Below are 26,919 nucleotides of genomic sequence, written 5' to 3'. Positions count from 1 at the left end.
GCGGGACCGTGGCCGGGCCCGTCGTCTCCAACGGTAGAGCGTTATTGATCGAGATTCAACAAGCTATTGACGACTGTTCAGTACAACCTCTATGGTGTGACCATGACAACGAACGATGTCCAGATCGCGATCATCGGCGCCGGGTTCTCCGGCCTCGGTGCAGCCATCAAACTCACGCAGAACGGCTTCGACGACTATGTCGTGCTCGACCGCGGTGAGGACTTCGGCGGGACCTGGCGGGACAACACCTACCCCGGCGCCGCCTGCGACGTGCCCTCGCGTCTGTACTCGTTCTCGTTCGCGCAGAACCCCGACTGGTCGCGCACCTACTCTCATCAGCCGGAGATCCACCGGTACATCAACTCGGTGGCCGCGGAGCACGACATCGCGTCCAAGACCCGCTTTCGCACCGAGGTGCTCTCGGCACGGTGGCAGGAGGACCTCGGCCGCTGGGTCCTGACGATCGAGCACGCCGGCGAGCGTTCGGAACTGCGCGCGGAGTTCCTCCTGGGCGCCGTCGGACCCCTGTGTGAGCCCAACCTGCCCGACATCAAGGGCATCGATTCGTTCCAGGGCGAAATCATCCACTCGGCGCGTTGGGACGACGACTACGACTTCGCCGGCAAGCGCGTCGCCGTGATCGGTACCGGTGCGTCGGCCATCCAGCTGGTGCCCAAGCTCGCGAAGGTCGCCGGCCGGCTCGACGTCTACCAGCGCACCGCACCGTGGATCGTGCCCCGCACCGAGCGGCCGTACACCGCAGCCGAGAAGTGGGCCGCCAAGAAGGTGCCCGGCTACCAGTCGGCCGTCCGCGGGTCGATCTACGCGGGCAACGAGTTCGTCGCCTTCGGTCTCACCTATTCCCCCAAGGCGCTCAAGCCGGTCGAGTTGCTGTGCCGCGCCAACATCCGCAAGGGCATCGGAGACCCGGAACTGCGTCGCAAGGCGACGCCCACCTTCCAGGTCGGTTGCAAGCGCATCCTGCGATCCAACGACTGGTACCCGGCCCTGGACCGTCGCAACGTCGACCTCGTCACCGACGGCATCGACCATGTCGGCGAGGCGGGCATCGTCTCCCGCGACGGCACCCAGCGCGACGTCGACGTGATCGTGGTGGCCACCGGCTTCCACGTCACCGACTCCCCCGTCTTCGAGAAGATCATCGGCGTCGACGGCCGCAGCATGGCCGGCGTGTGGAGCGAGATCGGCATGCAGGGCTACAAGGGCTCGTTCATCAACGGTTTCCCCAACATGATGCTGATGATCGGACCGTCGACCGGCCTCGGCCACACCTCGATGGTGTACATGATCGAGTCGCAGCTCAACTATCTCGTCGACTACCTCAAGACCGTTCGGGCACAGCGCATCACCCGCACCGAGGTCAAGCTCGACTCCCAGCGCCAGTACAACAACGGAATCCAGCACGACCTGCGCAACAGCGTGTGGGTCAACGGCGGATGCGCCTCCTGGTACAAGGACGCCAACGGCAACATCACCACCCTGTGGCCCGGCTTCACGTTCAACTTCCGTCGCGCGACCAAGAAGTTCGACATCGGCGCCTACGACGTCGTGCGCGGCAACGGCACGTCCGTGACGCCCGCTCCGTCCGCTCCGTCGTCCACCGTCACCGCCTGACCGCTCCGCGGCATCCGCGGGTAAGCAAGGAGAACCAATGAAAGACTTCCGCAACAAGGTCGTCGTGATCACCGGTGCCGGTTCGGGCATGGGCCGCGACCTGGCCGTCAAGCTCGGTGCGCGCGGCGCCAAGATCGCCATCTCCGACGTCGATCCGGAGGGACTCAAGACCACCGAGGATCTCGTCCGCGCAGCCGGCGGCGAGGTGCACGCGCAGATCCTGAACGTGGCCGAGCGCGAGGCCGTTCTCGAATACGCCGACACCGTCGCAACGCATTTCGGCACCGTCAACGTCGTCTTCAACAACGCCGGTATCGCCCACCACGGCGAGATCGAGCAGACCGACTTCAAGACGTTCGAGCGGGTCATGGACGTCGACTACTGGGGAGTCGTCAACGGCACCAAGGCTTTCCTGCCGTACGTGATCGCTTCGGGCGACGGCCACATCGTCAACACCTCGTCGCTGTTCGGTCTCCTCGCCGAGCCCGGTCAGGCCGCCTACAACTCCGCGAAGTTCGCGGTGCGCGGGTTCACCGAGGCCTTGAACCAGGAGATGATCATCGCCAAGCACCCGGTGAAGGTCACCTCGGTGCACCCCGGCGGCATCAAGACCGCCATCGCACGCAATGCGACCACCTCCGGCGCCCATGAGCAGAAGAAGACGGCCGAGCTGTTCGACAAGTATCTGGCCCGGATGTCCTCGGAGAAGGCAGCCGACGTCATCATCAACGGCGTCCAGAAGAACCGCGCCCGCATCCTCGTCGGCGCCGACGCCAAGTTCCTCGACATCTGGGTGCGACTCGTCGCATCGAAGTACCAGGGCGTGTCCGCCCGGGTCACCGGTTACCTGCTCTCCAAGACCCGCTGACCGTCACACGACACCACAGACCACGAGCCGCGCAGGCGCACACCACGTGCCCTGTGCGGCTCGTTTCCATTGCGGCGCCGGATCATCGGTACCAGATCGTCGGCCCCGCGATCGTCGGCGCGGTGGTCAGTTGCGGAGTTCGTGCTCGCTGAGCCACCCGCCCGCGATGACCGTCGGATCGGTCCCGTCGCGGGCCTGTCCGGCCATCGTGGCCAGGTCGGCGGTGGTCAGCTCGCCGGCCACCTTGTTGATCGCCTTCACCTGATCGGCGGTGAGTGCGGCGGTCCGATAGACCGGCACGAGATCCTGCGCGCGCGGACCGATGACCGGCCGGTCGGTCTTCTCCGTCGCAGTCGAGGTCGGGGCATCGGCGCTGGGTTGCGGCACCGACAACGCCTGCACCGCACCCGCGTCGCCCGCAGCGGCATCCAGCGGCGTCACGACGCCGACCGCCGAGCCGCCGGACACCCGGGACAGCACCTGTGCCGACGACGCCAGCCGCTCGACCGGACCGAAACGGCATCCGGCGTCGACGAAGGACCGGAGTACGCGCTCGTCCGGCTGGCCGACCACAGCGACAGGGAGTCCGGCGGGCAACTGTCCGCACTGCGCGAGTTCGGTGACGCCGGACGTCCGTGCGAGGTCGGCCGCGACGAACACCTGCGGGACCGCACTCACCGTGGTGGCATCGCCGACCGAGACCCCTTGCGGCAACGACCGATTCAGCTCGTCGTAGACGTCGACACCGAAAATCGGCGTCACCTCCGGCGCCAGCAGGCCCAGGAGTTCCCCACTGAAAGCCGGGAACAGATCCACCTCGAGGCGATCCATGTCGGAGAGCAGAGCCCGGTCGTCGGCCAGACGGAGACGTTCGGCGACCTGCGCCCCCGCGCCACGGAGTGCGCCGCCATAGATCTGCGCGACCACACGCAGTGCCGGATCGTCCGGCGCGCCGAGGACGAGTTCACGTGCGGGCGCCGTCCCCGCACTGCCGCATCCGGACACCACCGCGAGCACCATCACGATCGGGAACATCGTCGCCACCAGCCGCCTGATCACGCCTTCACGGTAGCGAGCGACCGCACGTCGGGCATCACCGGGACGCGCTGACAGCGGAATCGGCCCATACCCGACATCACCGACATCCACCCGGCTGCGACACCGTTCGTTCATCCGTCGCGGACCGTCGACGGCAGGACCTCCGAGTAGCATCCAGCACGTGCCGTCGATGCCTCACCTGCGTCCCACCGGACGGGGGTTTCCTGCCCGGCGCGAGCGTGTACTGCCGCGGATCCCCGTGCCCGTCGCCCGCGCGGTGGTCGACTGCGCCATCTACGTCGACGGAGTCCGACAGTCGGGTCGCACCAGTTACTCCGAGGCCTTGGCCACCGTGCGCCGGACAGGACGAGGATTCGTGTGGTTGGGTCTGCACGCACCCGACGACGAGCAGATGACCGGGGTCGCCGAGGTCTTCGGACTGCACGAGCTCGTGGTCGAGGATGCCGTACACGCGCACCAGCGACCCAAGCTCGAGGTGTACGACGACACGCACTTCCTGGTGTTGCGCACCGTGAAGTACGTCGAGCACGAGTCGATGAGCCAGGCGAGCGAGGTCGTCGAGACCGGCGAGATCATGGTGTTCGTCGGGCGTGACTTCGTCATCACCGTCCGGCACGGTGACCATACCCACCTGTCGGGGGTGCGGCGGCGCCTCGAGGAGGTGCCCGAACGCCTTGCCCTGGGCCCCACCGCGGTGCTGCACGCAATCGCCGACAAGGTGGTCGACAGCTACCTCGCGGTCACCGATCGGATGGAGGCCGACCTCGACACCATCGAGGAGACGGTCTTCGGGACCCAGAGCCGCCTCGACATCGATCCGGTCTATCTCCTTAAGCGCGAGGTCCTGGAGCTGCGGCGTGCGGTGACCCCACTGACGGGTCCGCTCGCACGGTTGTCGGCCGACAACCCGTTGGTGCCCAAGGAGATCCGCCGACACCTACGCGACGTCGCCGACCATCTCACCACCGTCATCGACCGAGTCGTGGAGTACGACGAGGTACTGACCTCGTTGCTGGAGGCCGCGGCGGCCAAGGTCGGCATCCAACAGAACACCGACATGCGCAAGATCTCGGCGTGGGTGGCCATCGCCGCGGTCCCGACGATGGTGGCCGGCATCTACGGGATGAACTTCGAGCACATGCCCGAACTCAGTCAGCCGTGGGCGTATCCGACGGTGCTGATCGGCCTGGTGGTCGCGTGCACCGTGCTGTTCTTCAACTTCCGCAGGCACCACTGGCTCTGACGCCCACCCCGACGTCCCGACGCTCGTACGCCGCTCACATCGACGCGATGGTCCGCCCGGCCTGCCGGGTGTCGATGTCCGCCTCGCGCCAGGCGTCCCGGAGCTGGTCGGCGCCCTTGAGCCGGACCCAGGCCGCTTCGTTCGCGGTGATCGGGATCGCCCGTAGGAACTGGACCGCCTCCATCGGCTCGGGGAGTTCGACCTCCCCGATGGCGTCGGCTTCCAGGAGCGCCGCGGTGCACACCGAGCCGTCCCACAGCGGCTCGCCGAGATCGACCAGTGCGTCGGCGGCGAGGATCAGGCCTTCGACCGCGGGCGCCGCGGCGAGGGTGGCCATTCGGCGGTGGAGGCCGGGCAGCGGACGATCCGCGAACATCCGGACCACCAGTTCGGCTCGCGGGCCGCGGACGGGGTCGGCATGCAGGTCGTTGGGGTCGGTCATCGGATGGCGCGCACACCCGACGGTCGCGTAGACGACCTCCCCGGGACCGTCGGGAGCGCCGTCCGCGTAGCGCAGGACATCGATCGGCTCGACGCCCAGGAACGTCACCGAGGCCCGTTGCGGGGTCCCGGACAGATGACCTTCGAGGTGGCGGGTGACGATGCCGGTCACCGAATCGTCGGCTCCGGACTCGTCGGCTGCGGACTCGTTGGCTGGGGGCTCGCTCACGGCTCCAACTTATCCGCATGGGCGAGAACGGCCCCGCACGCCCATATCGCCGCACGCACAGATCGCCGCAGGCCCATATCGCCGCGCGCCCGACCGCGAGACATGACCTAGCCTGATCGGGTGGTGCGCATCCTGGCGGTCGCCGACGAGGTGGTCGAGTCGCTGACCTTCGGAGTCGGTATCGAGGCACGGCCCGACCTCATCATTGGTGCGGGCGACCTGCCGTTCGACTACCTCGAGGTGCTCGCCACCCTCTGCGATGCCCCGTGCGTGTTCGTACCGGGCAACCACGACAGGGATCTGAGCGGTTACCGTCGCGGCCGGGCCGGCTGGACGCGGGCCGGGCTCCCGGTCGCCGATCCCGGTCCGGGGGGTGCGGTGAACGCCGATGCCCGGACGGTCACCGTCGCCGGCGTACGGATCACCGGCCTGGGCGGGTGTCGGCGCTACAACAACGGCCCCAACCAGTACACCGAGTTCCAGCAGCGGGTCCGGGCCGCGAAGGTCCGCGCGACCACCCGCTCCACCGACATCCTGCTGACCCACAGCCCGGCACGCGGCGTCGGCGATCTCGAGGACGACGAGGTCCACCGCGGCTTCGAGTGCCTCCACAAGGTGGTCGGATCTCTGCACCCGACGGTCCTGGTCCACGGTCACGTGCACCCGTACGGCACCATCCCCATCGACAAGGTGATCGGGGAAGACACGGTCTCGATGAACGTGGTCGGTTACTGTCAGTTCGACATCGAACCGCGCAGCAGGGAGTTCCAGGTGGTCAGGCGGCATCATGGCGCGTGATACCGGATTCCCCAGTGTCGACGCCGAGAGCGACTTCGCCCGGATGCGACGGGCCGCCGAACTGTCCCGCCTCGCACACTGGTTCACCCGACAACCCGCCGACGTCAACACGATCCTCCCCTTCGACGAGGTGGTCGCCGCGCTCGGCCGGATCGGCGAGACCGCGCTGGGGTTGCAACAGGTCGAGGTGAGCTCGATCGTCGGCAGTGTCGATCGGACCAAGGACTTCGACCGCTACTTCCGGCCCACCTCCTCCCGTATCCGGGAACGCTGGCAGCGGTTGGCAGCCGCTCAGCGACGCGGTGAGTCGATGCCGCCGGTGCAGCTGTATCGGGTCGGCTCGATGCACTTCGTCATCGACGGGCATCACCGGGTGTCCATCGCGATCGCCCGGCACCTCAAGATCATCGACGCGTATGTGACCGAGATCCACACCCGCATCTCACCGGAGGGCATCAACGCACCCTCTGACCTGGTTCTCAAAGACCATCGCCGGCTCTTCCTGTCGCGGGTGCCGTTGGTCGGCGCCCAGGCCGAGGCCATCCGGGTGTCCGATCCCTTCGACTACGCCGAACTCGCCGAGGCCATCGAGGCCTGGGGCTTCCGCCTCAGCCAGGAGGTCGGCGAATTCCTGAGCCGCCCGGAGGTCGCTCGCCGATGGTTCGGCGAGGAGTTCCTCCCAGTTGTCCGGATGGGACGCCGGGCAGAGATCCTGCCGGAGGTCACCAGCGACGCAGAACTCTACATGTGGTTGGCCTGTGAACGATATCGGTTGGTGCGCAAGCACATCTGGGACGATGACATCATCGAGGAGTTGCGGGAGTCGGCACGACGCCGGCGGCGGTGAGCTCCCGTCGCGACACGGCCCTCATTCGGGTCGGGGTCGCGTGTCGACCATCGGTGTCTCGACCATCAGGGCGCGGACCGTCGAGTCGACGAGATCGCCGACGTCGGCGGTCGGTGCGATGAGCGCGAGGGCCGTCGTGGAGGAGAGCGTCGCGATACCGTGCACCGCCGTCCACAATCGGAGAGCACCGGCGTCAATGTCGGGCATGGTCGGCGACGCGCCGCCCGGTGCGACGATCGTGTCGCGCCACCATCGGAACAGCGGCTGCGACGTGTCGCGTAACCGCGCGCCGGACCCTTCGAGCAGGTCGTGCCGGAAGACCAACGCGAACATCGCCGGTCGGTCGACGGCGAAGTCGACATACGCGCGAGCGGCGCCCACCGCCCTCGCGATCCGATCGTCCGCGCCCTGCTCGGCGCCCCGACGTACCGCCGCTGCCAGGTCGTGAAGCCCCTCCGCCGCTATCGCGGCGAGCAGCCGCTGATGCGTGGGGAACCAGTGCCGGGGTGCACCGTGCGACACCCCCGCGCGCCGCGCGATCGCCCGGAGCGAGATGTCGGTCGTCTCCGACTCTTCGATCAGCTCGACCCCGGCCTGCACCAGGGTGTCGCGCACCGAGTCCGTCGTCATGTAGACAGTGTCCACCACCGTTTGGTAGACACTGTCTATGAGTCGCCGACCGACGCTCTACCTGATCTGCCGGCATGTTGTCATCGGACCGTGGCTGCGATTCCGTGGCAGGCCGAGAATCATTGGGCGCGAGCATGTCCCGCGCCGCGGAGCGGTGATCTTGGCGGCCAACCACCTGGCGGTTTCGGACTCGTTCTACCTCACCCTCGCGGCGCGTCGTCCGGTGTCGTTCCTGGCCAAGAGCGACTATTTCGAGGGGCGAGGGCTGCGGGGCCGGCTGACGCGGCGCTTCTTCGCCGGGCTCGGGCAGATCGCCGTGGACCGTCGTGGCGGCGATTCGGCCCGCGCCGCACTGGACGCGGCGTCGGCGATCCTCGCGCGCGGCGATGCGTGGGGTATCCACCCCGAGGGGACACGATCACCGGACGGCGACCTGCATCGTGGCCACACCGGGGTCATCAGGGTCGCCGCAGGCACCGGCGCGCCGGTCGTACCGGTGGCGATCAGGGGCACCCGGCGCGACGAGACCGCCCGGTGGAACCGGGTGGAGGTGACATTTCTGCCGCCGATGGATCTGTCGGCGACACCGACCGACGATCCGACGGCCATCCGCGAGGCGACCGACGCCCTGATGAACAAGATCGCCGTGGCCTCGGGTCAGCGCTACGCCGACACCTACGCCCGGCCACCCATGCCCGACACCCCGCAATCTGCGTAGAAGTCGTTCTCGGATCAGAAACTCCCGCAATCCTGGCGAAACTGCCACGAAACCGGCTGTCAGGAGCGGAGGTTGACGCCCGTCGACTGGTCGAACACCGACACTTTGGCGGTCTCGTAGTACAACTCTGCGCTGGCACCCTTCACCACACGGGATTCCGGCGACAGGCGCGCGATCATCTGCCCGCCCCCGATCTCCGCGCCCGCATCCGCCGACAGCTCGGCGAGCGCGTCGCTGGCGGCCTTGGGGGCATCGATGCTGAAGTACGCGTAGTTGTCCGACCCCATCGACTCGAGGACCTCGATCGACGCCGAGAAGGTGGCGCCCTTCGACCGCGCGAGCGGATCGATGAGCGCCGCGTCCTCGAGGTGCTCGGGACGGATGCCCACCAGCACCTCACCGCTGCTGCGGGTCTGCTGGGCCTTGGCCACGACCTGCTGGTGATCGGGCAGCACGATGCGTCCGATCGGCGTCTCGATGGCGTCACCGGTGAGCCGGCCCGGGAGGAAGTTCATCGCGGGTGACCCGATGAAGCCGGCCACGAACAGATTCGTCGGGTGGTTGTAGAGCTCCTGCGGGGTACCGATCTGCTGGACGTATCCACCACGGAGCACGACGACCCGGTCGCCGAGGGTCATGGCCTCGGTCTGGTCGTGGGTCACGTACACGGTGGTGGTGTTCAGCCGGCTCTGCAGACGCGCGATCTCGGTACGCATCTGCACACGCAGCTTGGCGTCGAGGTTCGACAGCGGCTCGTCCATCAGGAATGCCTTGGGCTGCCGGACGATCGCGCGACCCATCGCGACACGCTGCCGCTGGCCGCCCGAGAGGTTGGCCGGTTTGCGGTCGAGATATGCACCGAGGTCGAGGATCTTGGCGGCCTCGTCGACCTTCTGCGCGATCTCCGACTTGGAGAGCTTGGCGAGGGTCAACGGGAACGCGATGTTGTCGCGCACCGACATGTGCGGATACAGCGCGTAGCTCTGGAACACCATCGCGATGTCACGGTCCTTGGGGGCACGCTCGTTGACCCGCTGCCCGTCGATCCGCAGCTCGCCCGAGGTGATGTCCTCAAGGCCCGCGATCATGTTGAGCGTGGTCGACTTACCGCAACCCGACGGCCCCACCAGGATGATGAACTCGCCGTCGGCGATGTGCACGTCGACCTCGTGGACGGCGGTCGAACCGTCGGGGTACTGCTTGCTGACTTTGTCCAGGATGATCTCGGCCATGGGTTATCCCTTCACGGCGCCGGAGGTCAAGCCGGCCACGATTCGACGTTGGAAGAACAACACGAAGATGATGATCGGAATGGTGATGACCACCGCGGCCGCGGCGATCGAGCCCGTCGGCTCCTCGAACTGACTGTCGCCGGTGAAGTTGGCGATCGCCACCGGTGCGGTGATGGCGCGTTCGGTCGAGGTCAGCGACAAGGCGAGCAGCAGGTCGTTCCACGCGAAGATGAAGACCAGGATCGCTGCGGTCACCACACCGGGCGCGGCCAGCGGTGCGATGACCTTGCGGAACGCCTGCCACGGTGTGGCGCCGTCCATCTTCGCGGCTTTCTCCAGCTCCCACGGGATCTCGCGGAAGAACGCCGACAGTGTGTAGATCGCCAGCGGCAACGCGAAGGTGATGTAGGGCAGGATCAGGCCGGGCCAGGTGTCGAACAGTCCGAGCGTGCGCTCGATGTTGAACAGCGGTGTCACCAGCGAGATCTGCGGGAACATCGCGATGAGCAGAGCTGCACCGATCAGCAGCTTCTTGCCTGGGAAATCAAGGCGCGCAACCGCGTATGCGGCCATCGTGCCCAGGATCACCGCGATGAGGGTGGTGATGAGGCCGATTCCGATCGAGTTGCGCAAGGCGCTGGTGAACGCACCGGAATCGAAGATCCCGGCGTAGTTGTCGAGCGTCCACTCCTTGGGGATGAAGCTGCCGTCCTTGACGCTGCCCGGGGGCTTGAAGGACAGGCTCAGGATCCACAACAGCGGGATGATGGCGTACAGGATCACCAGGATGTTGGCGATCGACCACCAGGCCTTGCTGCCGACTCCGGATCTCATCGCGGCTTACCTCCCCTCGTTCTCGGAACCGGGCGCCGCGGTGCCGAAGCCCTTGATGAAGATGAACGCGATGATGGCGACGCACAAGAAGATCAAGATGCTGATCGCCGATCCCACGCCCAGGTTGAACGCCTTGAACAGGTTGTCGTACCCCAACATCGACACCGAGTACGTGTCGTTGGAGCCACGTGTGAGCACGTATATGTTGTCGAACACCCGGAACGCGTCGAGTGTGCGGAACAGCAAGGCGACCAGGATGGCCGGCTTCATCAGCGGGATGATGATGCGCCACAGGCGAGTCCACGCACCTGCGCCGTCGACCTGGGCGGCCTTGAGGAGATCGTCGGGGACCAGGGCAAGTCCGGCGAGCAGCAGCAGCGCCATGAACGGGGTGGTCTTCCAGACCTCGGCCAACACGATGATCGCCAGCGACGGCCATTGCTGCGTCAACGGCGCACTGCCGTCGGGCAGCAGGTTCGCGAGGTAACCGGTCTCCGGCGTCCACGCGTAATACCAGGAGAAGGCCGCTGCGACCGTGACGATGCCGTAGGGGATCAGGACCACGGTACGGATGGTGCCCTTGCCGAAGATGGTGCGATGCATGACGAGTGCGATCGCCATGCCCAGCACCAACTCGATGACCACCGACACCACCGTGATGCCGAGGGTGACCGAGAAGGCAGTCCACCAGTAGTTGTCGGTGAGGACTGTGGAGTAGTTCTCGAACCAGACGAAGCTGCGCTCCCCCGGTGCCGACAGACTCGACTTGTTCAGCGAGAGCCAGAACGCGTAGACGATCGGGTAACCGGTGACGAGCGCCATCATGATGGCGGCCGGGGCCACCAACCAGAACGCCAGGCGACGCTCGGCCGCCTTGCCCTCGCTCAGCTTCTTGTTCTTGCGCCCACCGGCCGGTGCTGCCGACGCATCGGGACGAACAGCTGTACCGAGCCCGCCGGAAGCGGGTGCGGCAGCGGTGCTTGCACCTGAGGTCACCGGCGCAGAATCGCCGGGAGGCGGTGTCCACTCGTCGGAGTACACCGGCAAGGCGCCGGTGTCACCGGTCGACGGCGGACGGACGGACGGCTCCCGCGGTGGGGTGTCGTCGTCGGGCAGGCTGTGCCGACCCGGGCGCGAACTGTTCTCGCCGTTGTCACCGCTTGTCATGGGATCAGTCCCTCCCCGTCGATGGCCTTACGGACCTGATCGGCGAGCTGGTCGACCAGCGTCTCCGGATCCCAGGCGCCGACCGGGCTCAGCTTGGCGGTCAGCAGCGTCGAGATCGCCTGGTAGACCGGCGAAGCCGGACGCAGGGCCGAACTCTCCGTCTCCAGCTGGGCACGGATGTCCTGGCCCATCGGGTAGGCGGCTCGGAAATCGGGGTCGTCGTAGATCGCCTCGATGGTCGGCGGGGTACCGCCTTCCACGGAGTAGACCTTCTGCGCGGCCTCGTTGGTCAGACAGTCGGCGGCCTTGAAGGCGAGATCCTTCTGCTTGGACGTACTCGCGACCGCGATGTTGATACCACCGAGGGTGGTCTTCGCGGGGAGGCTGCGGTTGACGCCCGGGTACCGCGCGAAGTTGAACTTGGTGCGCACCACCTTGTTCACGGGCCCGAGTTGGGCATCGGTCGGCGGGTTCTCGGAATCCTCGGCGAGGAGCCCGGCGAACTGCTGCATCTCCGGGAAGAACGGAACGTCTCCGGCGGCTGCGTTGGACCGCATCGACGAGAAGACGAAGGGCCAGTTCACCTCGAAGGCCGCGCTGCCGTTCTCCATGCCCAGGCGGGCGGAGGACTCGTCGGAGTTCGTCAACGAGGGATCGTGTCCGGGCGCGGTGGCGACGGCCTTGAGGATCTGCAACGCCTTGACGGTCGCCGCGCGATGCTCAGGGGTGTCGTTCAGGGTCACCCGGTTCGGGTCGTCGGCACCGACGACCGAACCGCCCGCACTGGCAAGGACCGAGTTGAACCAGACCATCAGGCCCTCGTACTGCTTGCCCTGCACCATGATGTAGCTGGGGCCACCCTTGGCGCGGATCTCCTGGGTCTGCGCCAGCAGCTCGTCCCAGGTGGTCGGCGCCTTGCTGGTGTTGAGGTACTTGCGCTGGAGATCCGGTCGGTACCAGAGCAATTGCGTGTTGGTCCACGTCGGGATCGCGTAGAGGCGCTTCTCCGTGTCGTCGGCCGTCTTCCACATCGCGGTCTCTCGCGGACCACCGAGACTGGTCGCGGCGACCTTGGCGGCCAACGCTTCCGGGACCGGCTGAATCCAGCCGGCATCGGCGAACTCGGCGGTCCACACGACATCCATGCCCATCAGGTCGAGACCCGGGTCGTTGCCGGCGAGGCGTCGGGCCAGTTGCAGACGCTGGTCGTCGGCCGCCTTGGGCAGCGGGGTGGTGACGATCTTGTACTCACCGTTGGAGTCGGCGGTGCACTGCTTGCCGACCTTGTCGATGAACGATGCGCCGTCGGCCGGCGGGTAGATGTTGAGGGTCCGTGGGGTGTACCCCGACCCGCACGCACTGACCAGCGGGATCGCGACACCGATCGCGGCTGCGGCCACGATCAGCTTTCGCCGGAACCCCCGAATCGAAGTATCTCTCCCCCTTGATGATCGATGACCCGGGACAGCACCGCCAGCCTTGCTCCGCACGCAGCCTCCTCGATGTCGGACGCGGTGCAGCGACGTCGAGGTGCACCGGTGAGCCTGGAGGGTACGTTATATGTCGCGCTTCGTGACGTGCAACACAATCGGCATGGACGTGCCAAACCGCACGCGATCGTGATGTGTGCCAGGGTGGATTGCGGCTTTCAGATCGGTCAGATCGTCAGTTTCGCCAGCAGGTCGCGGGCCTTTTCCGCACTCCGCGGATCACACAGCACGTCGTATCGCCCGGCCACCAACTGCATCGTGGACGCGAAGTCCCGCTGTCCGCGCGTGGCCGCGTACGGGATGGTCGTGGAGATCACACCGAAGATGATGCCGCCGACCAGACCAAAGATGAGCGCAAGGGGCTGGTTGACCACGAGCGTGACCAGGAGGCCGAAGAAGAGGCCGAGCCACGCACCGGACACGACCCCGCCTCCGATCACCTTTCCCCAGGTGAGTCGACCGATGACGCGCTCGACCTGCATCAGGTCGACCCCGACGATGGTGACGTCCTCGACCGGGAACTGCTGGTCGGACAGGTGGTCGACGGCCTTCTGCGCCTCGGCATAGGTGCCGTACGAGCCGATCGGCCACCCTTTCGGTGGTGTCGGCAACCCCGGGGTCTCCCGACCTGGGCGCAACGGGTTGGTCATCTCGTGTCCTCTCCGGGTCCGTGGCACTGGTGGAACTACGCTGGTCCCCATGTCGTCGGTGAGCAAGGTCTTCGTGGCCAGGTTAGTCGGCCTCGCCGTTCTCGGTCCCGACGGCGAGTCGATCGGCCGGGTCCGCGACGTCGTGATCTCGGTCCGGATCACGACACAGCAGCCACGCGCCCTCGGCCTCGCGGTCGAACTCACCACGCGCCGACGGATCTTCGTGCCGATGCTGCGGGTGACGAGCGTCGAGTCACACGCGGTGACGCTCAACACCGGAACGGTGAGCCTGCGGCGACTGCACATCCGGCCAGGCGAGGCCCTGGCTGTGGGTCAGGTGCTCGACAGCCGGGTCCGTGTCGACGATCCCGATCTCGCCGATCTCGCCGACCAGGACGTCACCGTGGTCGATCTCGGCATCGAGCGCACCCGCACACGCGACTGGGTGGTCTCCCGGGTGGCGGTCCGCTCCGGTCGCAAGGGTCTGCGGCGCCGCGGCGAGACACATGTGGTGGAGTGGGCACGCGTGCACGGCCTGACCCAGACCGCACTCAACCTCCCCGGTCAGGGTGTGGCACAGGCACTCTCACAGTTCGAAGGGATGCGCGCCGCGGACGTCGCGCACGCACTCCGGGAGTTGCCGACCAAACGTCGGGACGAGATCGCCGCCGCGCTCGACGACGAGCGGCTGGCGGACGTGCTGCAGGAGTTGCCGCCCGACGACCAGAAGGACCTCCTGTCGAACCTGCCGCGGGACCGCGCGGTCGACGTGCTGGAGGCCATGGACCCCGACGACGCGGCCGACCTCCTCGGCGAACTGCCCGACACCGAGGCCGAGTCCCTGCTGGAGCGGATGGATCCGCTGGAATCCGAACCGGTCCGACGGCTGTTGACGCACTCCCCGGACACCGCCGGCGGTCTGATGACCTCCGAGCCGATCATCGTCACGGCGTCGACCACCGTCGCCGAGACACTCGCCCGCGTGCGCGACCCGGACATCACACCCGCCGCGGCGAGCCTGGCGTTCGTCGTGCGGCCGCCGACGGCGACGCCGACGGGCAAGTACCTCGGATGCGTGCACCTGCAGGCCCTGCTGCGCGAGCCCCCCGCGAACATCGTCGGCGGAATCCTGGACACCGACCTCGCCCACCTCCATCCCGAGGACTCACTGGAGACGATGACCCGGTACTTCGCGACCTACAACCTGGTCTGCGGTCCCGTCGTCGATGACGAAGGGCATCTGCTCGGTGCGGTGAGCGTCGACGACCTCCTCGACGAGCTCCTGCCCCGCGACTGGCGCGAGACCGAACCTGAGGACACCGGCGAGATCCCGATCGTCGACGGCCTCACGCCGACCGGCGGCGGCCGCCGACTGGGAGATCGTCGATGAGCGAACAGCCCGGGCGCCGCCTCGACACCCCGCGCGCCCGGCGCGGCTTCTCCTTCAACCTCGACTCCGACATCATCGGCGTCTACAGCGAGCGCGTCGCCCGATTCCTGGGCACCGGACGCTATCTGGCGATCCAGACGGTCATCGTCCTCGTCTGGATCGCACTCAACCTGGTCGCCGTATCCATCCGGTGGGATCCCTATCCGTTCATCCTGCTCAACCTCGCCTTCTCGACCCAGGCGGCGTATGCGGCGCCGTTGATCCTGTTGGCCCAGAACCGGCAGGAGAATCGCGACAAGGTGGCCCTCGAGGAGGACCGGATCCGGGCCGCGCAGACCAAGGCGGACACCGAGTTCCTGGCCCGCGAGCTGGCCGCGGTACGACTGGCGGTCGGCGACACGGTGACCCGCGACTATCTGCGCAAAGAACTCGACGATCTGCTCACCGAACTCACCGAACGGATCGTGGAACGCGCCGGCGACACCGACGACGCCGACCCGTTCTACGGCGATGCCGACCGCGACGGGAGTTCTGGTCCGGATTCACCGGGCGATCTGCACATACCACGGAACTGAACGATTCCGACACTGGGACACGCGACCCATATGTAGTGTGGGTCACAACTCGGCTCGTGAACGGGCTGCGGGGTGGTCGGTTTCAGCAGAGGTGGATGTGTGACGAGGACGTCGACGGCGGGTCGTGGCATCTTCCGGCGTGCCCATGGACCGCGCCGCGGGCGGTTCCCGCGTCGCGCCGCGGCCGTCGGTGCCGGTGGTGTGTTGGTGGCGGCGTTGGTGCTCGGCGGAGCCGCATCGAGCGCTCAGGGCGGAATCCCGACCGCGCAGACCAGTGATGTCGCACTGCCGGTCGCCGAGGTCCTGCCTGCCTCTCCCGCGATGCTGCTGGGTTTCGCGCCGCCACCGATGCCCACCGAACCCCAAGCCCCGGTGGCCACTCCGCAGTTCCGGATCGCCGCGGGCCTGCCCAGCGGACCACTTGGCATCCCCGGCATCGTGCTCCAGGCGTACAAACTGGCCGCGAACCGGGTCGGTGCCGAGAGTCCGCAGTGCAAGCTGCCGTGGTTTCTGCTCGCCGGCATCGGCCGTATCGAGTCGAACCACGCGGGCAACGGCTCGGTCGACCAGTTCGGCACCACGATCAATCCCATCGCAGGCCCCGTCCTGGACGGGTCGCTCGCAGGCAACGCCGTCATCAAGGACACCGACGGTGGTCGGATCGACGGCGATCCCGCCCACGACCGCGCGATGGGTCCGATGCAGTTCATCCCGAGCACCTGGGCGGCCTGGGGATCGGATGCCAACGGGGACGGCAAGTCCGATCCCAACAACGTCTTCGACGCCACGTACTCGGCCGGCCGCTACCTGTGTGCGGGTATCACCGACATCATGAACGACCGGACCAAGGTGTCGGCCGTGCTGCGGTACAACCGCTCGATGGAGTACGTGTCGAATGTGCTCGGCTGGGCCGGCGCGTATGCGACCGGAGTGCTGCCCACCGACGGCATCCGTGAGCCGAAGAAGCCCGCGACGTCGTCGTCGAGCACCAGTTCCAAGCCCCGTCCGGAACCCGGGTCCTCGTCGTCGGCTCCATCGTCGACCGAATCCACCACGCAATCGCCCGATGCACGGAACTGCTTCGTCATCTGCCTGCCACCGCTGCCGCCGCAGCTGCAGCCGAAACCGCAGCCCCAGCCGCGGGTCGGGGTCCCGCCGAAGGCGACTCCCGGCCCGTCCGCGCCACCGGCACGCGCCGTACCGTCGGCGCAGGCCCCGGGCATGGCCCGCTGATCAGGGGGGCTGATCGCGCCAGCGTAAGCTGGCGATGATGACTACCGGAGTTGTGCCAACCGAATCCGCGATCCGCGCCGCGCTGAGCAAGGTGAACGATCCCGAGATCGGCAAACCCATCACCGACCTCGGCATGGTCAAGTCGATCGCCGTCAACGACGATGCCAGCGCCGACATCGGCGTCTACCTGACCACCTCCGGTTGTCCGATGCGCACCCAGATCGTGGATCGGGTCGAGCAGGCCGCCGCGGACGTGCCCGGTGTCGGCACCGTCCGCGTCGAACTCGACGTCATGACCGACGAGCAGCGCACCGAACTGCGCAAGAAGCTGCGCGGTGATCGCGCCGAGCCGACCATCCCGTTCGCCCAGCCGGGCTCGCTGACCCGCGTGTACGCGGTCGCCTCCGGCAAGGGCGGCGTCGGCAAGTCCAGCGTGACGGTGAACCTCGCCGCTGCGCTCGCCGCCCGCGGCCTCAGCGTCGGTGTGCTCGACGCCGACATCTACGGTCACTCCGTCCCGCGCATGCTCGGCAGCGACGCCAAGCCGACGCAGGTCGAGAAGATGATCATGCCGCCGATCAGCCACGACATCCGATTCATCTCCATCGGTCAGTTCACCGACGGGAACACCCCGGTGACCTGGCGCGGACCGATGTTGCACCGCGCGCTGCAGCAGTTCCTCGCCGACGTCTACTGGGGCGACCTCGACATCCTGCTGCTCGACCTGCCGCCCGGTACCGGTGACGTGGCGATCTCGATCGCCCAGCTCATCCCCGGCGCCGAGATCTTGGTGGTCACCACACCACAGCAAGCCGCGGCAGAGGTTGCCGAACGCGCCGGTGCGATCGCGTTGCAGACCCGTCAGAAGATCCTGGGCGTCGTCGAGAACATGTCGTGGATGGAACTGCCCGACGGGACGCGGATGGAACCGTTCGGTTCCGGTGGTGGCGAGATGGTCGCCGAGCGACTGACTCGGGCGGTCGGTTCGAACGTCGAACTGCTCGGGCAGGTGCCGCTGGAGACGACCCTGCGCGAGGGCGGCGATTCGGGGGTGCCCGTCGTGCTCTCCGACCCGGAGTCGGCGTCCGGGTCGGCGCTGCGCGCCATCGCCGAGAAGCTCGCCGTCCGTCGGCGCGGGCTGGCGGGCATGAGTCTGGGGCTGGACACCACACGCCACGGCTGATTGGCCGGGGCGGTCAACCTGGTTCGATCGCCGCCGCAGCAGCGACCGGGAGCCGGTCGGCTAGGTCGCGTCCCAGTCGGTGATGTCGTGCCGCGAACGCTCGGTCGGCCCGCCCTTCTCGGCAGCGGCCGACGTCGAGGTCGGATTCGGCGCATCGACCGGCAGTGACTCGACCGGCAGCGGCTTGGACACCGGCTTGATGTTCGGCGCATCGACACTCGAGCGGTCGACGGTCGGTGACGAGCCGAAGGTGTCGAACAGCGAGTTGTCGCCGTCCAGAAGGTGTTTGGTCACCATCGCGCGCGGCGTCATCCCCCGCAACTCGTTCAGTTCCGACAGCGGTTTGCGCAGTTCGTCGAACTCCGGACCGAGCTCGTCGCGGAGCTGGCTGCTGGCGCCGGTGGCGTAGTCGCGAACCTGTCGCAGCGACTTCATCGACCACGAGACCGCACCCGGGAGGCGTTCCGGGCCGAGGATTATCAGGCCCGCGGCCAGCAGGATGAGCAGTTCGCCCCATCCGATGTTGCTGAACATCTCGCCGTCCCTGCTCGCTGTCGACCGTCAGTCGCTGGTCGGCGTGATCGTACCGTCGAAGGTCCGACCGTCACGCCAGTACTTGAACTTCACCGCGCCGTCGATCTTCGCCGTTCGGACCGCGACCGTCAATTCGTCGGCGCTCTCGATGGCACGTCCGTTGAACGAGGTGACCACATCGTTCTCACGCACGCCTGCTCTTTCGGCCGGACCACCGGCGACGACGTTACGGACCTGGGCGCCGAGGACGCGATCGTTGCGGACGGAGCTGGCGTTGAGCCCGATCTGCGGGTGGTTCACCCGGCCGTCGCGGATCAATGCCTGCGCGATGGGCACGACCTGATCGATCGGGATCGCGAAACCCAGTCCGATGGAGCCGCCACCGGGGACGAGACCCGCGGTGTTGATCCCGACGACCTTCGCGTCGTCGTTGACCAGGGGGCCGCCGGAGTTGCCCGGGTTGATCGCCGCGTCGGTCTGGATGGCGTCGATCACCGCATCGGTGTCGGACTCGGCGTCGGGCCGCAGCGGCACCGGACGGTTCAGCGCACTGACGATGCCGCTGGTGACGGTCCGGTCGAGGCCCAGCGGCGATCCGAAGGCGATGACCTCCTCACCGATCTGCAGGTCGGCCGACGTACCGAGGTTCGAGACCGTCAGGTTGTCGACGTTGTCGACCTTCACGACCGCGATGTCGGTCTTGGTGTCGCGCCCGGCGATGCGGGCGGGCACGCGCGTGCGGTCGGAGAACACGACCTCGAGTTTTGCGCTGCGGTCGTTGGCCGCCATCGCGATCACGTGGTTGTTGGTGACGATGTAGCCGTCGTCGTTGATGACGAAGCCCGATCCGGTGCCGAATGCGCTGCCGGTGCGGACGTCGATGGCGACCACCGACTTCTCCACCGCCTGGGCGACGCGTGCCACAGACGAGCGCGGCGCGGTGCCGCCCTCGTCGCCGGTGGACAGTTGCACCGAGTCGGAGTTGAGCGGCGAGACCACCTCGGCCGTCCATCGTCCGACCAGGCCGCCGAAGACGCCGATCAGCAGCGCGATGACGGCGAGGGTGGCCAGTGCGTGCCACGTGACGGTGTTGCCGAGCAGAACCTGCCGAATCCCGAGTTTCGGTCCGGGAGTGGTCGGTTCGGCGACCTCGGGCGTACCCAGCGCGGGGCGGTCGAGCGCAGCGATGCTCTCCGGGTCCCGCCATGGATCGGCAGGTGCCGGTTCGTCGGTCTCCTCGCCGTAGCGGGCCAGCGGATCGCGCTGCAACGTCTCCGACTCACCGGCGGGCCGCCCGAATGCCTCGGCCAGCACCGGGTCGGGCGGACCGACCTGAGGAGCGGGCTGATCCGACGACTGTCGGTCGGTGGGCGCGAACGACCCGCGCACGCCGGAGGGGCGACCGAACACCTGGGCGGTCGATGGAGAGACCGGAGAGTGACGAGCCGACGTCGGCGTCACGTCGGCGGCAGGCGATCCGCCGGCTTCCGGGGTTCCGGCATCGGGTTTCCCCCACCGCTCGGCCTCGGGCGGGTTCGTGTTGTCCGGCTCCACGGTGTCAGCGGCCTCGCCAGCGATTCATCCGGTCACGGGTGGAAGAGAAGTTCGGTGCCGACTGATCCGGTGCGGACGGTCGGACGACCGGGAATCCCCGGCCCGAACGACGCTCCGGGATGCGGTCGGTCTCCGCTGCGGTGGAACCCGAGATGTCGATCTCTCGCGTGGGGATCTGACTCAGCGCGCCGAGCAGTCCGGCGGGCATCGAGATGCCGCCGGAGGTGCGCAGACGAGCCCTGGCGGCGACCTGCGCGTCGACAGCGGCGATGCATTCGGTGCAGATCGCGAGGTGGTCGGCTGCGCGCGCGTGGGCGGTCATGCCGAGTTCGCCGTCGACGAAAGCCGCGACTGCTTCTGGTGCGAGATGTTCGGTGGGTGCGAACCGGCGACCACCGGGAGTTCCCGGAGCGCGATATCCGCGGTTGGGGGCCAGTGACGCCGACGCGGGAGACCAGGACGTGGGACTCCACGATCCGGCGCTCCAGGATGCCGGGTTCCAAGCCGAGCGACGACGGCGCAGATTGTGGCCGTCGAGCGGGCCGCCGATGTGCTCCCCTGGCGCGGGTCGACCTCCGCTGCCCTCCATCATCACCTCACCCCTCTCGTCTGCGTCATCGCTGCGCAACCGACGTGCCGCAACTGCCGTGCTGCCGTCGGCCACCCAGCCTATCCGAACTGAATAACGAAGCTCGGGACGCGGCGGTTCCCGACAGTACTCGAACGCCTCGACGGCGATCGGGGGCGAGAGAGTCGGCGACGAGGCGTCCGCAACGCTCGCGCCGGGCAGGCCCCGCGGGCCGATCAGGACTGGTGGGCCCCGACTGCGACCGAGCGGGCGTCGGTGTGTCCGGCGGCCGCGAGGTGGTCGCGGATGCTCTGCCGGCCGCGGTGGATGCGGCTCCGGACGGTGCCGAGCTTCACACCGAGGGTGGTTGCGATCTCCTCGTAGGAAAGACCCTCGATGTCACACAGGACGACCGCGGCACGAAATTCCGGGGGAAGGGCGTCGAGCGCCCGTTGCAGATCCGGGTCGAGGTTGGCGTTGTCGAAGATCTGCTGGGGATCCGGGGTGTCGGAGGGCACCCGGTCGTACTCCTCGGGCAGCGCCTCCATACGGATCTTGGCGCGGCGACGCACCATGTCCAGGAAGAGGTTGGTGGTGATGCGGTGCAGCCAGCCCTCGAAGGTCCCGGGCCGGTAGTTCGACAGCGAGCGGAACACCCGGATGAACGTCTCCTGGGTGAGGTCCTCGGCGTCATGTTGATTGCCCGACAGACGGTAGGCGAGACGGTAGACCCGGTCGGCGTGCTCGCGGACCAGCTCGTCCCAGCTCGGCATCAACAGCTCGTTGCCGGTGGCGTCGAAGCCCGCGGTGCCCTCGGGAACGCCTGCGTCGGTCGCGTCTGTATCGACCACGGCACCCTTCGACTCGGTATCGGTCGAGACGCCGTTCACAGACCCATGCGGATCACTCATCGTCGGTGGCCGATTCCCTTTCGCTCCACGCCGAACCCATGTCGTCGGGTTGACTCATGTTCACGGTGGTAAACATCGGACGTCGCCACGGTATTCCGCTGTTCGTGGTCCCTGCGACCCCGTCCTGGTGATCACCCTCTCCCACCGGAGTGTGGTCGCCGTATGAGAGTGCTGAGGTTTCGCTGAGGATGTCGGCGCCGACCCCCGCGGAGAGGTTTCGTGCCTGCCGTCGAGCACAGTGTGCGCTGGTCGGGCGTGCCGTGCACCGGTTGGTACCCCGTTCGGCCTAATCTCGTGGGGTGAGTGACTCTCCCGACCGATCGAGCCCGGCCTCCCTGATCGACTATGCGGAGTCCGCGATCGTCGAGGACGACGCCGTCCTGGAGGCGCGAGCACGGGCCGAGGAGCTGGGTGCGGGCACGGTCAGCCCGGCGGTCGGTGCCCTGCTGGCGCTGCTCGCACGAGCCTGCGACGCGCGCGCGGTGGTGGAGATCGGGACCGGTGCCGGCGTGAGCGGCCTGTGGCTGTTGAACGGTATGGCCGCCGACGGCGTGCTCACGACAATCGATCCTGAACCCGAACACCATCGCGCCGCGCGGGCGTCGTTCGCGGCTGCCGACATCGCGGCCGGCCGGACCCGCTTGATCAACGGCGCCCCCCGTGAGGTGCTCCCCCGGCTCGCCGACGACGCCTACGACATCGTGTTCGTCGACGGCCCGGTCATCGATCATCCGCGACACGTCACCGAGGCCGTCCGACTGCTCCGGGCCGGCGGCGTGCTGATCGTGCACAACGCCACCGCCGACGGTGCCGTCGGCGACCCGTCGCGCACCGACACACTGACCACCGCGGCCCGCGAGGCGGCCATCACCATCGCCGACGACGATCGGTTGCTGCCCGTGGTGATCCCACTGGGCCCCGGTGTACTCGCGGCCGCCAAGGCGCGCTGACCGGACACCGCGAGAACCGGACGGGTCGACCACCGATCGGACGCGCGGTCGTCGCAAGGACGACCCGTCGCCGGGACGGCCTCCGCGCACCCCGAGAGCCGGGATCACACGTCGGTGGAGAACCGCACCCCGTTGTCGGGGATCTGGACGCCGGGCCACACGCGGGCGCCGCGCAACAATTCACACCGCGCGCCGATCTCGGCTCCGTCGCCGATGACCGTGTCGCGCACCAGCGCACGAGGCCCGAGTCGCGCGCCGAACCCGACGATGCTGCGCTCGACGACAGCACCTGCCTCGATCACGGCGCCGTCGAAGATCACCGCGCCGTCCAGGCGTGCGCGCGGACCGATCTCCGCGCCGCGGCCGACGACGGTACCGCCGACCAGTACCGCTCCGGGCGCCACTCCGGCACCGTCGTGCACCAACGACTCACCGTGCGTGGTCGTGAGTGCGGGCGAGGGTGCGATGCCACGCACGAGGTCGGCCGAGCCACGGACGAAGTCCTCGGGGGTACCCATGTCACGCCAGTAGGAGTAGTCGACGTGGCCCTGGATGTGCCGCCCGTCGGTGAGCAACTGCGGGAACACCTCGCGCTCCACCGACACCGCGCGTCCCGCCGGGATCTCCTCGATGACCTCACGGCGGAAGACATACGTGCCGGCGTTGATCTGGTCGGTGGGCGGGTCCTGCGTCTTCTCCAGGAACGCGGTGACCCGACCGGCGTCGTCGGTGGGGACGCAGCCGAAGGCGCGGGGGTCACCGACGCGCACCAGGTGCATGGTGACGTCGGCACCCGAGGTGTGGTGGGTGTTCACGACGTCACCGACGTCGGCGCCGCTGAGGACGTCGCCGTTGAACACGACGATGGTGTCGGCGGTGAGGTGGTCGAGGACGTTGCGGATACCGCCGCCGGTGCCGAGGGGCTCCTCCTCGGTGACATAACGCAGCGAGATGCCGAGGTCGGCGCCGTCACCGTAATGATCGGCGAACACCTGCGCCTGGAACGAGGTGCCCAGGACGACGTCGGTGATCCCCGCGGCACGGATCCGCGACAACAGATGGGTGAGGAACGGCAGACCGGCGGTCGGCAGCATCGGCTTGGGCGCCGACAGCGTCAACGGGCGCAGTCGTGTGCCCTTGCCGCCGACCAGGACGACAGCCTGGACCTTCGGCGCGGCACCCTCGGTTCGGGGCGCGTCGGCGGTGCGTTCTTCAGAGGCCACTGCTGATTCCTTCCTGGACTCCGGCGGGTGCCGGAGGTCGTGATCGTCGGAGCCGAAAGCGTCCCCCCGCACCGGTCCGGGTCATCAGGACCGGTGATCGCGATCGAGTGCGCGTCGTGCCGCGCGGACCGCCACCCGGGAACGTACGGCGAGGCCGACGCGCAGCGCGAGTCTGATCGGCGCCCGCCACGGACCCGGATTCCGGTCTGCCTGGAAACGGTATGCGCTCTGATGGTGCGCGGGCAGCATCTTCTCCGGGTTGCGCCCTGCGGCGTGTCCCTTCGTGTGCACGATCTCCGCGTGCGGGACATAGACGTTCTGCCACCCGGCACGGCCCAGCCGATCACCGAGGTCGACGTCCTCCATGTACATGAAGTACCGGGCGTCGAATCCCCCGACGGCGTCGAAGGCGCTGCGCCGCACCAGCAGACACGAGCCGGACAACCAGCCGACCACGCGCTCGGACGGCTCCGCGTCGTCCTCGCGGTAGGCCGCGGTCCACGGGTTGGACGGCCAGACCGACCCCAGGAGGGCGTGCCCGGTCCCCGACACGAGGTCGGGCACCCGACGCGCCGATGGGTAGATCGAACCGTCGGGCTCCCAGATCAGCGGACCGAGTGCACCGGCATCGGGCCAACGCTGTGCCGCTGCGAGCAAAGCGTCCAGCGAACCGGGCCGCCACTCGACATCCGGGTTGGCGATGGCCACGAACTCGATCTCGGGGTCCAGTTCGGCCACCCCCCGGTTCATCGCGCCGCCGTAACCGATGTTGCCGCCGGTGCGGACCAGCGTGACGTTGTCGTAGCGCTCCTCGGCGGCCTCGGGGGCGCCGTCGTCCGAACCGTTGTCGGCGATGACCACCGGCGGGAGGGTCGCCGACGCATCGGCCAGGCTGCGCAGGAAGGTCTCGAGGTAGGCGCCCGACGAGTACGTGACCGTCACGACGGCGAGGGGAGCTGTCACGGGGGTCAGGGTATCCAACCGCCTGCACGTCGCCGACAACCCGACTGCCCGCAGGCCCGGCGGATCAGCTGACGATGGGGACACGGCCTGTTCGACCTGCCCGGCGGGGTACTCGCTCAGTCACTGCCCGGTGTCGCCGCCACCGCGGCGTGCAGGGCGGTGCGCCACTCGCGCAGCGGGGTGAGCCCGGCCGCGGCCCAGGACGCACCCGACAGCACCGAGAACGCCGGGCGCGGAGCCGGGCGCGGGAACTCGGCGGTCGTACACGGGCGGACACGCTCGGCATCGGCCCCGACCTCGGCGAACACCGCGCGTGCCACCTCGAACCAGGTGGCACGACCGTTGTTCGTGGCATGCAGGATGCGGCCGGACACCTGTGCGCGATCGGTGTCCAGAGCGAGCTCCCAGAGGCCGCGTGCAAGATCCGGGGCGTAGGTCGGCGACCCGATCTGATCGTCGACGACCGAGATCTCGTCGCGCTGCCGCTCGAGGCGTCGCATCGTGCCGACGAAGTCGCGATCGTCGGCGCCCCCGGTGTACACCCACGCCGTCCGGACCACCGTCGCGGAGGGGTCGGCCTCGAGTGCCGCGCGCTCACCCGCGAGCTTGGTCGCGCCGTAGACGGTCGCCGGTGGGGTCGCCGAGGAGATGTCGTCGGGTTCGTATCCCGCCCGGTCGCCGGCAGGTGAGCCGCTGTGATCGCCCGCGGCGGCCCCGGCGAAGACATAGTCGGTGGACACATGGATCAGCCAGGCCTGCGCGGTGGCCACGGTGCGCGCGAGATGCGCCGGACCGGTCGAGTTCACCGCGGCCGCGTCGTCGGCGTGCTCTTCCGCGCCGTCGACGTCGGTGTAGGCAGCACAGTTGATCACGACGTCGCCGGGAGCCAGCGACTCCAAGGCCCGGTCCACCGACGCCTGATCGGTGATGTCGATGTCCGCCGATGTGAGAGGCACCACGCGGACCTTCGATACCGACACCGAGTCGGGTGGGGCAGACGCAGGGGCGTCGGCGCCGCGCATGACGACGCCACCGGGCGCGGTGGCACCGAGCGCTCGCCCCAGTTGACCGGCGGCACCGATGATCACGACGGTCGTCGTGCCGAGGTCGGCGGTGGGCGATGCGGGGCGATCCGAGGTGGACATGGCACCCATCTTGCCCGGCGCCCGCCATCCTGTTCGACGGCACAGCTCGGTCGGACGGCTCGGCGTTGCGCGGCCGGAAACTCTGTTCACACCAGTAACGTGTTGTCAGTACAACCTCATTCATCACTTCAATACCGCGGCACGCTCATCGACCCGTCGCGCCCGGAACCGGTGGACAGAGGCAGATCGAGTGAAAGGCGAAGGCCCCGAACCGTGGACCCGCGATCCGAAGGCGCGCGCCGACGTCCGGGCGGACGTCCCCACGCCGGTGACGCGACCTCGCGACGACCGGCCCCACCGCGACGACCGCGCCCGGGCTCCGACCGCGCCGACACCGAACGCGAGGGACTGGGACACGAAGGACTGGGACGCGAGGGGCTAGGACGCGAGGGACTGGGACGCGACGGCTCCGGTCGCGAGGGACAACGACGTCGGTCGGGACCACGCGAGCCCGCACGTGAGGAACTCCGGCGCCCCCGACCCGCCCCCGGTCAGCGCCGTCGCGGCAGCGACATCGACGAGACCCGTCGCGGCAGCGCCACCGAAGAGCCCCGTCGCGGCAGCGACCCCGAAGGGAACCGTCGCGGCAGCGACCATGGGGACGCGCCCCGAGCCGCACGCCGTCGTCGTCCTGCCGACGCACCCGCACCGGGACAGCGGCCGATCCGCGACCCCGACGGACCGGCGCGGGGACCACGCCGACGACCTGCCGAGGATCGAGCCGGTTCTGGGCGCACCGCCGGCGACCGAACCGCCGCCGACGAACCGACCCGGAAGAAACGGCCCCGGCCGGCCGCTGACGGCGCCGTCGCGGACGCGAGCGCCGCGCGTCCCCGCGCGCGGAGGCCG

The 26,919-nt window shown here is 68.3% G+C and carries 27 protein-coding genes; 11 read left to right on the top strand and 16 right to left on the bottom strand.

Annotated features, from left to right (window positions below):
• The first annotated feature begins 102 nt into the window (after positions 1-102).
• Positions 103-1,635 carry a flavin-containing monooxygenase gene (locus GS4_RS22990; protein WP_040511608.1) on the top strand — a complete coding sequence of 511 codons (1,533 nt, stop codon included), beginning with the start codon at positions 103-105 and terminating at the stop codon, positions 1,633-1,635.
• A 37-nt stretch (positions 1,636-1,672) separates the two neighbouring features.
• Entirely contained in the window at positions 1,673-2,503 is an 831-nt protein-coding gene (locus tag GS4_RS22985) for an SDR family NAD(P)-dependent oxidoreductase (protein ID WP_007625120.1), read from the top strand.
• A 126-nt stretch (positions 2,504-2,629) separates the two neighbouring features.
• Here GS4_RS22985 and GS4_RS22980 read toward each other — a convergent pair whose 3' ends face one another.
• The gene (locus GS4_RS22980) at positions 2,630-3,562 is read right to left on the bottom strand and encodes a type 2 periplasmic-binding domain-containing protein (protein WP_040511640.1); all 933 of its coding nucleotides are present in this window, start codon (positions 3,560-3,562) and stop codon (positions 2,630-2,632) included.
• Positions 3,563-3,731: 169 nt separating this feature from the next.
• On the opposite strand from GS4_RS22980, the gene GS4_RS22975 reads away from it, so the two are divergent.
• A complete protein-coding gene (locus GS4_RS22975) occupies positions 3,732-4,805 on the top strand; it encodes a magnesium and cobalt transport protein CorA (RefSeq protein WP_007625114.1) in 1,074 nt (357 codons plus the stop codon).
• A 34-nt stretch (positions 4,806-4,839) separates the two neighbouring features.
• On the opposite strand, the gene GS4_RS22970 is transcribed toward GS4_RS22975, so the two are convergent.
• Positions 4,840-5,475, bottom strand: a complete 636-nt coding sequence (locus GS4_RS22970; protein ID WP_007625112.1) for a suppressor of fused domain protein — start codon at positions 5,473-5,475, stop codon at positions 4,840-4,842.
• A gap of 120 nt (positions 5,476-5,595) precedes the next feature.
• On the opposite strand from GS4_RS22970, the gene GS4_RS22965 reads away from it, so the two are divergent.
• Positions 5,596-6,273: a metallophosphoesterase family protein gene (locus GS4_RS22965; RefSeq protein WP_007625111.1), complete on the top strand. Its 678-nt coding sequence runs from the start codon at positions 5,596-5,598 to the stop codon at positions 6,271-6,273.
• Positions 6,263-7,120 (top strand): hypothetical protein, encoded by an 858-nt coding sequence (locus GS4_RS22960; protein WP_007625110.1) that lies wholly within the window; start codon positions 6,263-6,265, stop codon positions 7,118-7,120. Before GS4_RS22965 ends, GS4_RS22960 begins: the two co-directional genes overlap by 11 nt.
• A 21-nt stretch (positions 7,121-7,141) precedes the next feature.
• Here the strand turns inward: GS4_RS22960 and GS4_RS22955 are convergent, their stop codons facing one another.
• Positions 7,142-7,750 carry a TetR/AcrR family transcriptional regulator gene (locus GS4_RS22955; RefSeq protein ID WP_040511637.1) on the bottom strand — a complete coding sequence of 203 codons (609 nt, stop codon included), beginning with the start codon at positions 7,748-7,750 and terminating at the stop codon, positions 7,142-7,144.
• 37 nt (positions 7,751-7,787) lie between these two features.
• Here GS4_RS22955 and GS4_RS22950 point away from each other — a divergent pair, with 37 nt between their 5' ends.
• Complete coding sequence (locus GS4_RS22950; RefSeq protein WP_007625108.1) at positions 7,788-8,468, top strand: lysophospholipid acyltransferase family protein; 681 nt, start codon at positions 7,788-7,790, stop codon at positions 8,466-8,468.
• A 59-nt stretch (positions 8,469-8,527) separates the two neighbouring features.
• On the opposite strand, the gene GS4_RS22945 is transcribed toward GS4_RS22950, so the two are convergent.
• The 5 genes from GS4_RS22945 to GS4_RS22925 form a co-directional block, all read right to left on the bottom strand.
• Positions 8,528-9,700: an ABC transporter ATP-binding protein gene (locus GS4_RS22945; protein WP_007625106.1), complete on the bottom strand. Its 1,173-nt coding sequence runs from the start codon at positions 9,698-9,700 to the stop codon at positions 8,528-8,530.
• A gap of 3 nt (positions 9,701-9,703) precedes the next feature.
• Positions 9,704-10,534: a carbohydrate ABC transporter permease gene (locus tag GS4_RS22940; RefSeq protein ID WP_007625104.1), complete on the bottom strand. Its 831-nt coding sequence runs from the start codon at positions 10,532-10,534 to the stop codon at positions 9,704-9,706.
• Between the two features lie 6 nt (positions 10,535-10,540).
• Positions 10,541-11,701, bottom strand: a complete 1,161-nt coding sequence (locus GS4_RS22935; RefSeq protein WP_083862829.1) for a carbohydrate ABC transporter permease — start codon at positions 11,699-11,701, stop codon at positions 10,541-10,543.
• Positions 11,698-13,104: an extracellular solute-binding protein gene (locus GS4_RS22930; RefSeq protein WP_245555807.1), complete on the bottom strand. Its 1,407-nt coding sequence runs from the start codon at positions 13,102-13,104 to the stop codon at positions 11,698-11,700. The genes GS4_RS22935 and GS4_RS22930 overlap by 4 nt, the downstream gene beginning before the upstream one ends.
• 254 nt (positions 13,105-13,358) lie before the next feature.
• Positions 13,359-13,841: a YflT domain-containing protein gene (locus GS4_RS22925; protein WP_007625098.1), complete on the bottom strand. Its 483-nt coding sequence runs from the start codon at positions 13,839-13,841 to the stop codon at positions 13,359-13,361.
• 49 nt (positions 13,842-13,890) lie between these two features.
• Between GS4_RS22925 and GS4_RS22920 the strand changes: the two genes are divergently transcribed.
• From GS4_RS22920 to GS4_RS22905, 4 genes are all read left to right on the top strand, one after another.
• A complete protein-coding gene (locus tag GS4_RS22920; protein ID WP_007625096.1) occupies positions 13,891-15,231 on the top strand; it encodes a magnesium transporter MgtE N-terminal domain-containing protein in 1,341 nt (446 codons plus the stop codon).
• Complete coding sequence (locus GS4_RS22915; protein ID WP_007625093.1) at positions 15,228-15,806, top strand: DUF1003 domain-containing protein; 579 nt, start codon at positions 15,228-15,230, stop codon at positions 15,804-15,806. The genes GS4_RS22920 and GS4_RS22915 overlap by 4 nt, the downstream gene beginning before the upstream one ends.
• Positions 15,807-15,905: 99 nt before the next feature.
• Positions 15,906-17,039 carry a lytic transglycosylase domain-containing protein gene (locus GS4_RS22910; RefSeq protein ID WP_174344041.1) on the top strand — a complete coding sequence of 378 codons (1,134 nt, stop codon included), beginning with the start codon at positions 15,906-15,908 and terminating at the stop codon, positions 17,037-17,039.
• 37 nt (positions 17,040-17,076) lie between these two features.
• Positions 17,077-18,222 carry an Mrp/NBP35 family ATP-binding protein gene (locus tag GS4_RS22905; RefSeq protein WP_040511627.1) on the top strand — a complete coding sequence of 382 codons (1,146 nt, stop codon included), beginning with the start codon at positions 17,077-17,079 and terminating at the stop codon, positions 18,220-18,222.
• A gap of 60 nt (positions 18,223-18,282) precedes the next feature.
• On the opposite strand, the gene tatB is transcribed toward GS4_RS22905, so the two are convergent.
• The 4 genes from tatB to sigE form a co-directional block, all read right to left on the bottom strand.
• Positions 18,283-18,756, bottom strand: coding sequence for a Sec-independent protein translocase protein TatB (gene tatB / locus GS4_RS22900; RefSeq protein ID WP_007625082.1), 474 nt, complete (start codon positions 18,754-18,756; stop codon positions 18,283-18,285).
• 27 nt (positions 18,757-18,783) lie between these two features.
• Positions 18,784-20,310, bottom strand: a complete 1,527-nt coding sequence (locus GS4_RS22895; RefSeq protein WP_007625080.1) for a S1C family serine protease — start codon at positions 20,308-20,310, stop codon at positions 18,784-18,786.
• A 4-nt stretch (positions 20,311-20,314) separates the two neighbouring features.
• Positions 20,315-20,902, bottom strand: coding sequence for a hypothetical protein (locus GS4_RS22890; RefSeq protein ID WP_040511625.1), 588 nt, complete (start codon positions 20,900-20,902; stop codon positions 20,315-20,317).
• A gap of 212 nt (positions 20,903-21,114) precedes the next feature.
• Positions 21,115-21,789 (bottom strand): RNA polymerase sigma factor SigE, encoded by a 675-nt coding sequence (gene sigE, locus GS4_RS22885; RefSeq protein WP_174344040.1) that lies wholly within the window; start codon positions 21,787-21,789, stop codon positions 21,115-21,117.
• Between the two features lie 299 nt (positions 21,790-22,088).
• Between sigE and GS4_RS22880 the strand changes: the two genes are divergently transcribed.
• Entirely contained in the window at positions 22,089-22,739 is a 651-nt protein-coding gene (locus tag GS4_RS22880) for an O-methyltransferase (RefSeq protein ID WP_007625076.1), read from the top strand.
• A gap of 104 nt (positions 22,740-22,843) precedes the next feature.
• Here the strand turns inward: GS4_RS22880 and manB are convergent, their stop codons facing one another.
• The 4 genes from manB to GS4_RS22860 form a co-directional block, all read right to left on the bottom strand.
• Positions 22,844-23,962, bottom strand: coding sequence for a mannose-1-phosphate guanylyltransferase (manB, locus tag GS4_RS22875; RefSeq protein ID WP_007625075.1), 1,119 nt, complete (start codon positions 23,960-23,962; stop codon positions 22,844-22,846).
• A gap of 84 nt (positions 23,963-24,046) precedes the next feature.
• Positions 24,047-24,925: a glycosyltransferase family 2 protein gene (locus GS4_RS22870; protein WP_040511604.1), complete on the bottom strand. Its 879-nt coding sequence runs from the start codon at positions 24,923-24,925 to the stop codon at positions 24,047-24,049.
• Positions 24,926-25,041: 116 nt separating this feature from the next.
• Complete coding sequence (gene rfbD / locus GS4_RS22865; protein WP_007625072.1) at positions 25,042-26,070, bottom strand: dTDP-4-dehydrorhamnose reductase; 1,029 nt, start codon at positions 26,068-26,070, stop codon at positions 25,042-25,044.
• 378 nt (positions 26,071-26,448) lie between these two features.
• The gene (locus tag GS4_RS22860; RefSeq protein WP_007625069.1) at positions 26,449-26,667 is read right to left on the bottom strand and encodes a hypothetical protein; all 219 of its coding nucleotides are present in this window, start codon (positions 26,665-26,667) and stop codon (positions 26,449-26,451) included.
• Between the last annotated feature and the right edge of the window lie 252 nt (positions 26,668-26,919).

It is taken from the genome of Gordonia soli NBRC 108243, assembly GCF_000334455.1.
Classification (GTDB): Bacteria; Actinomycetota; Actinomycetes; order Mycobacteriales; family Mycobacteriaceae; genus Gordonia; species Gordonia soli.
This window is presented reverse-complemented; position numbering and strand designations above follow the sequence as displayed.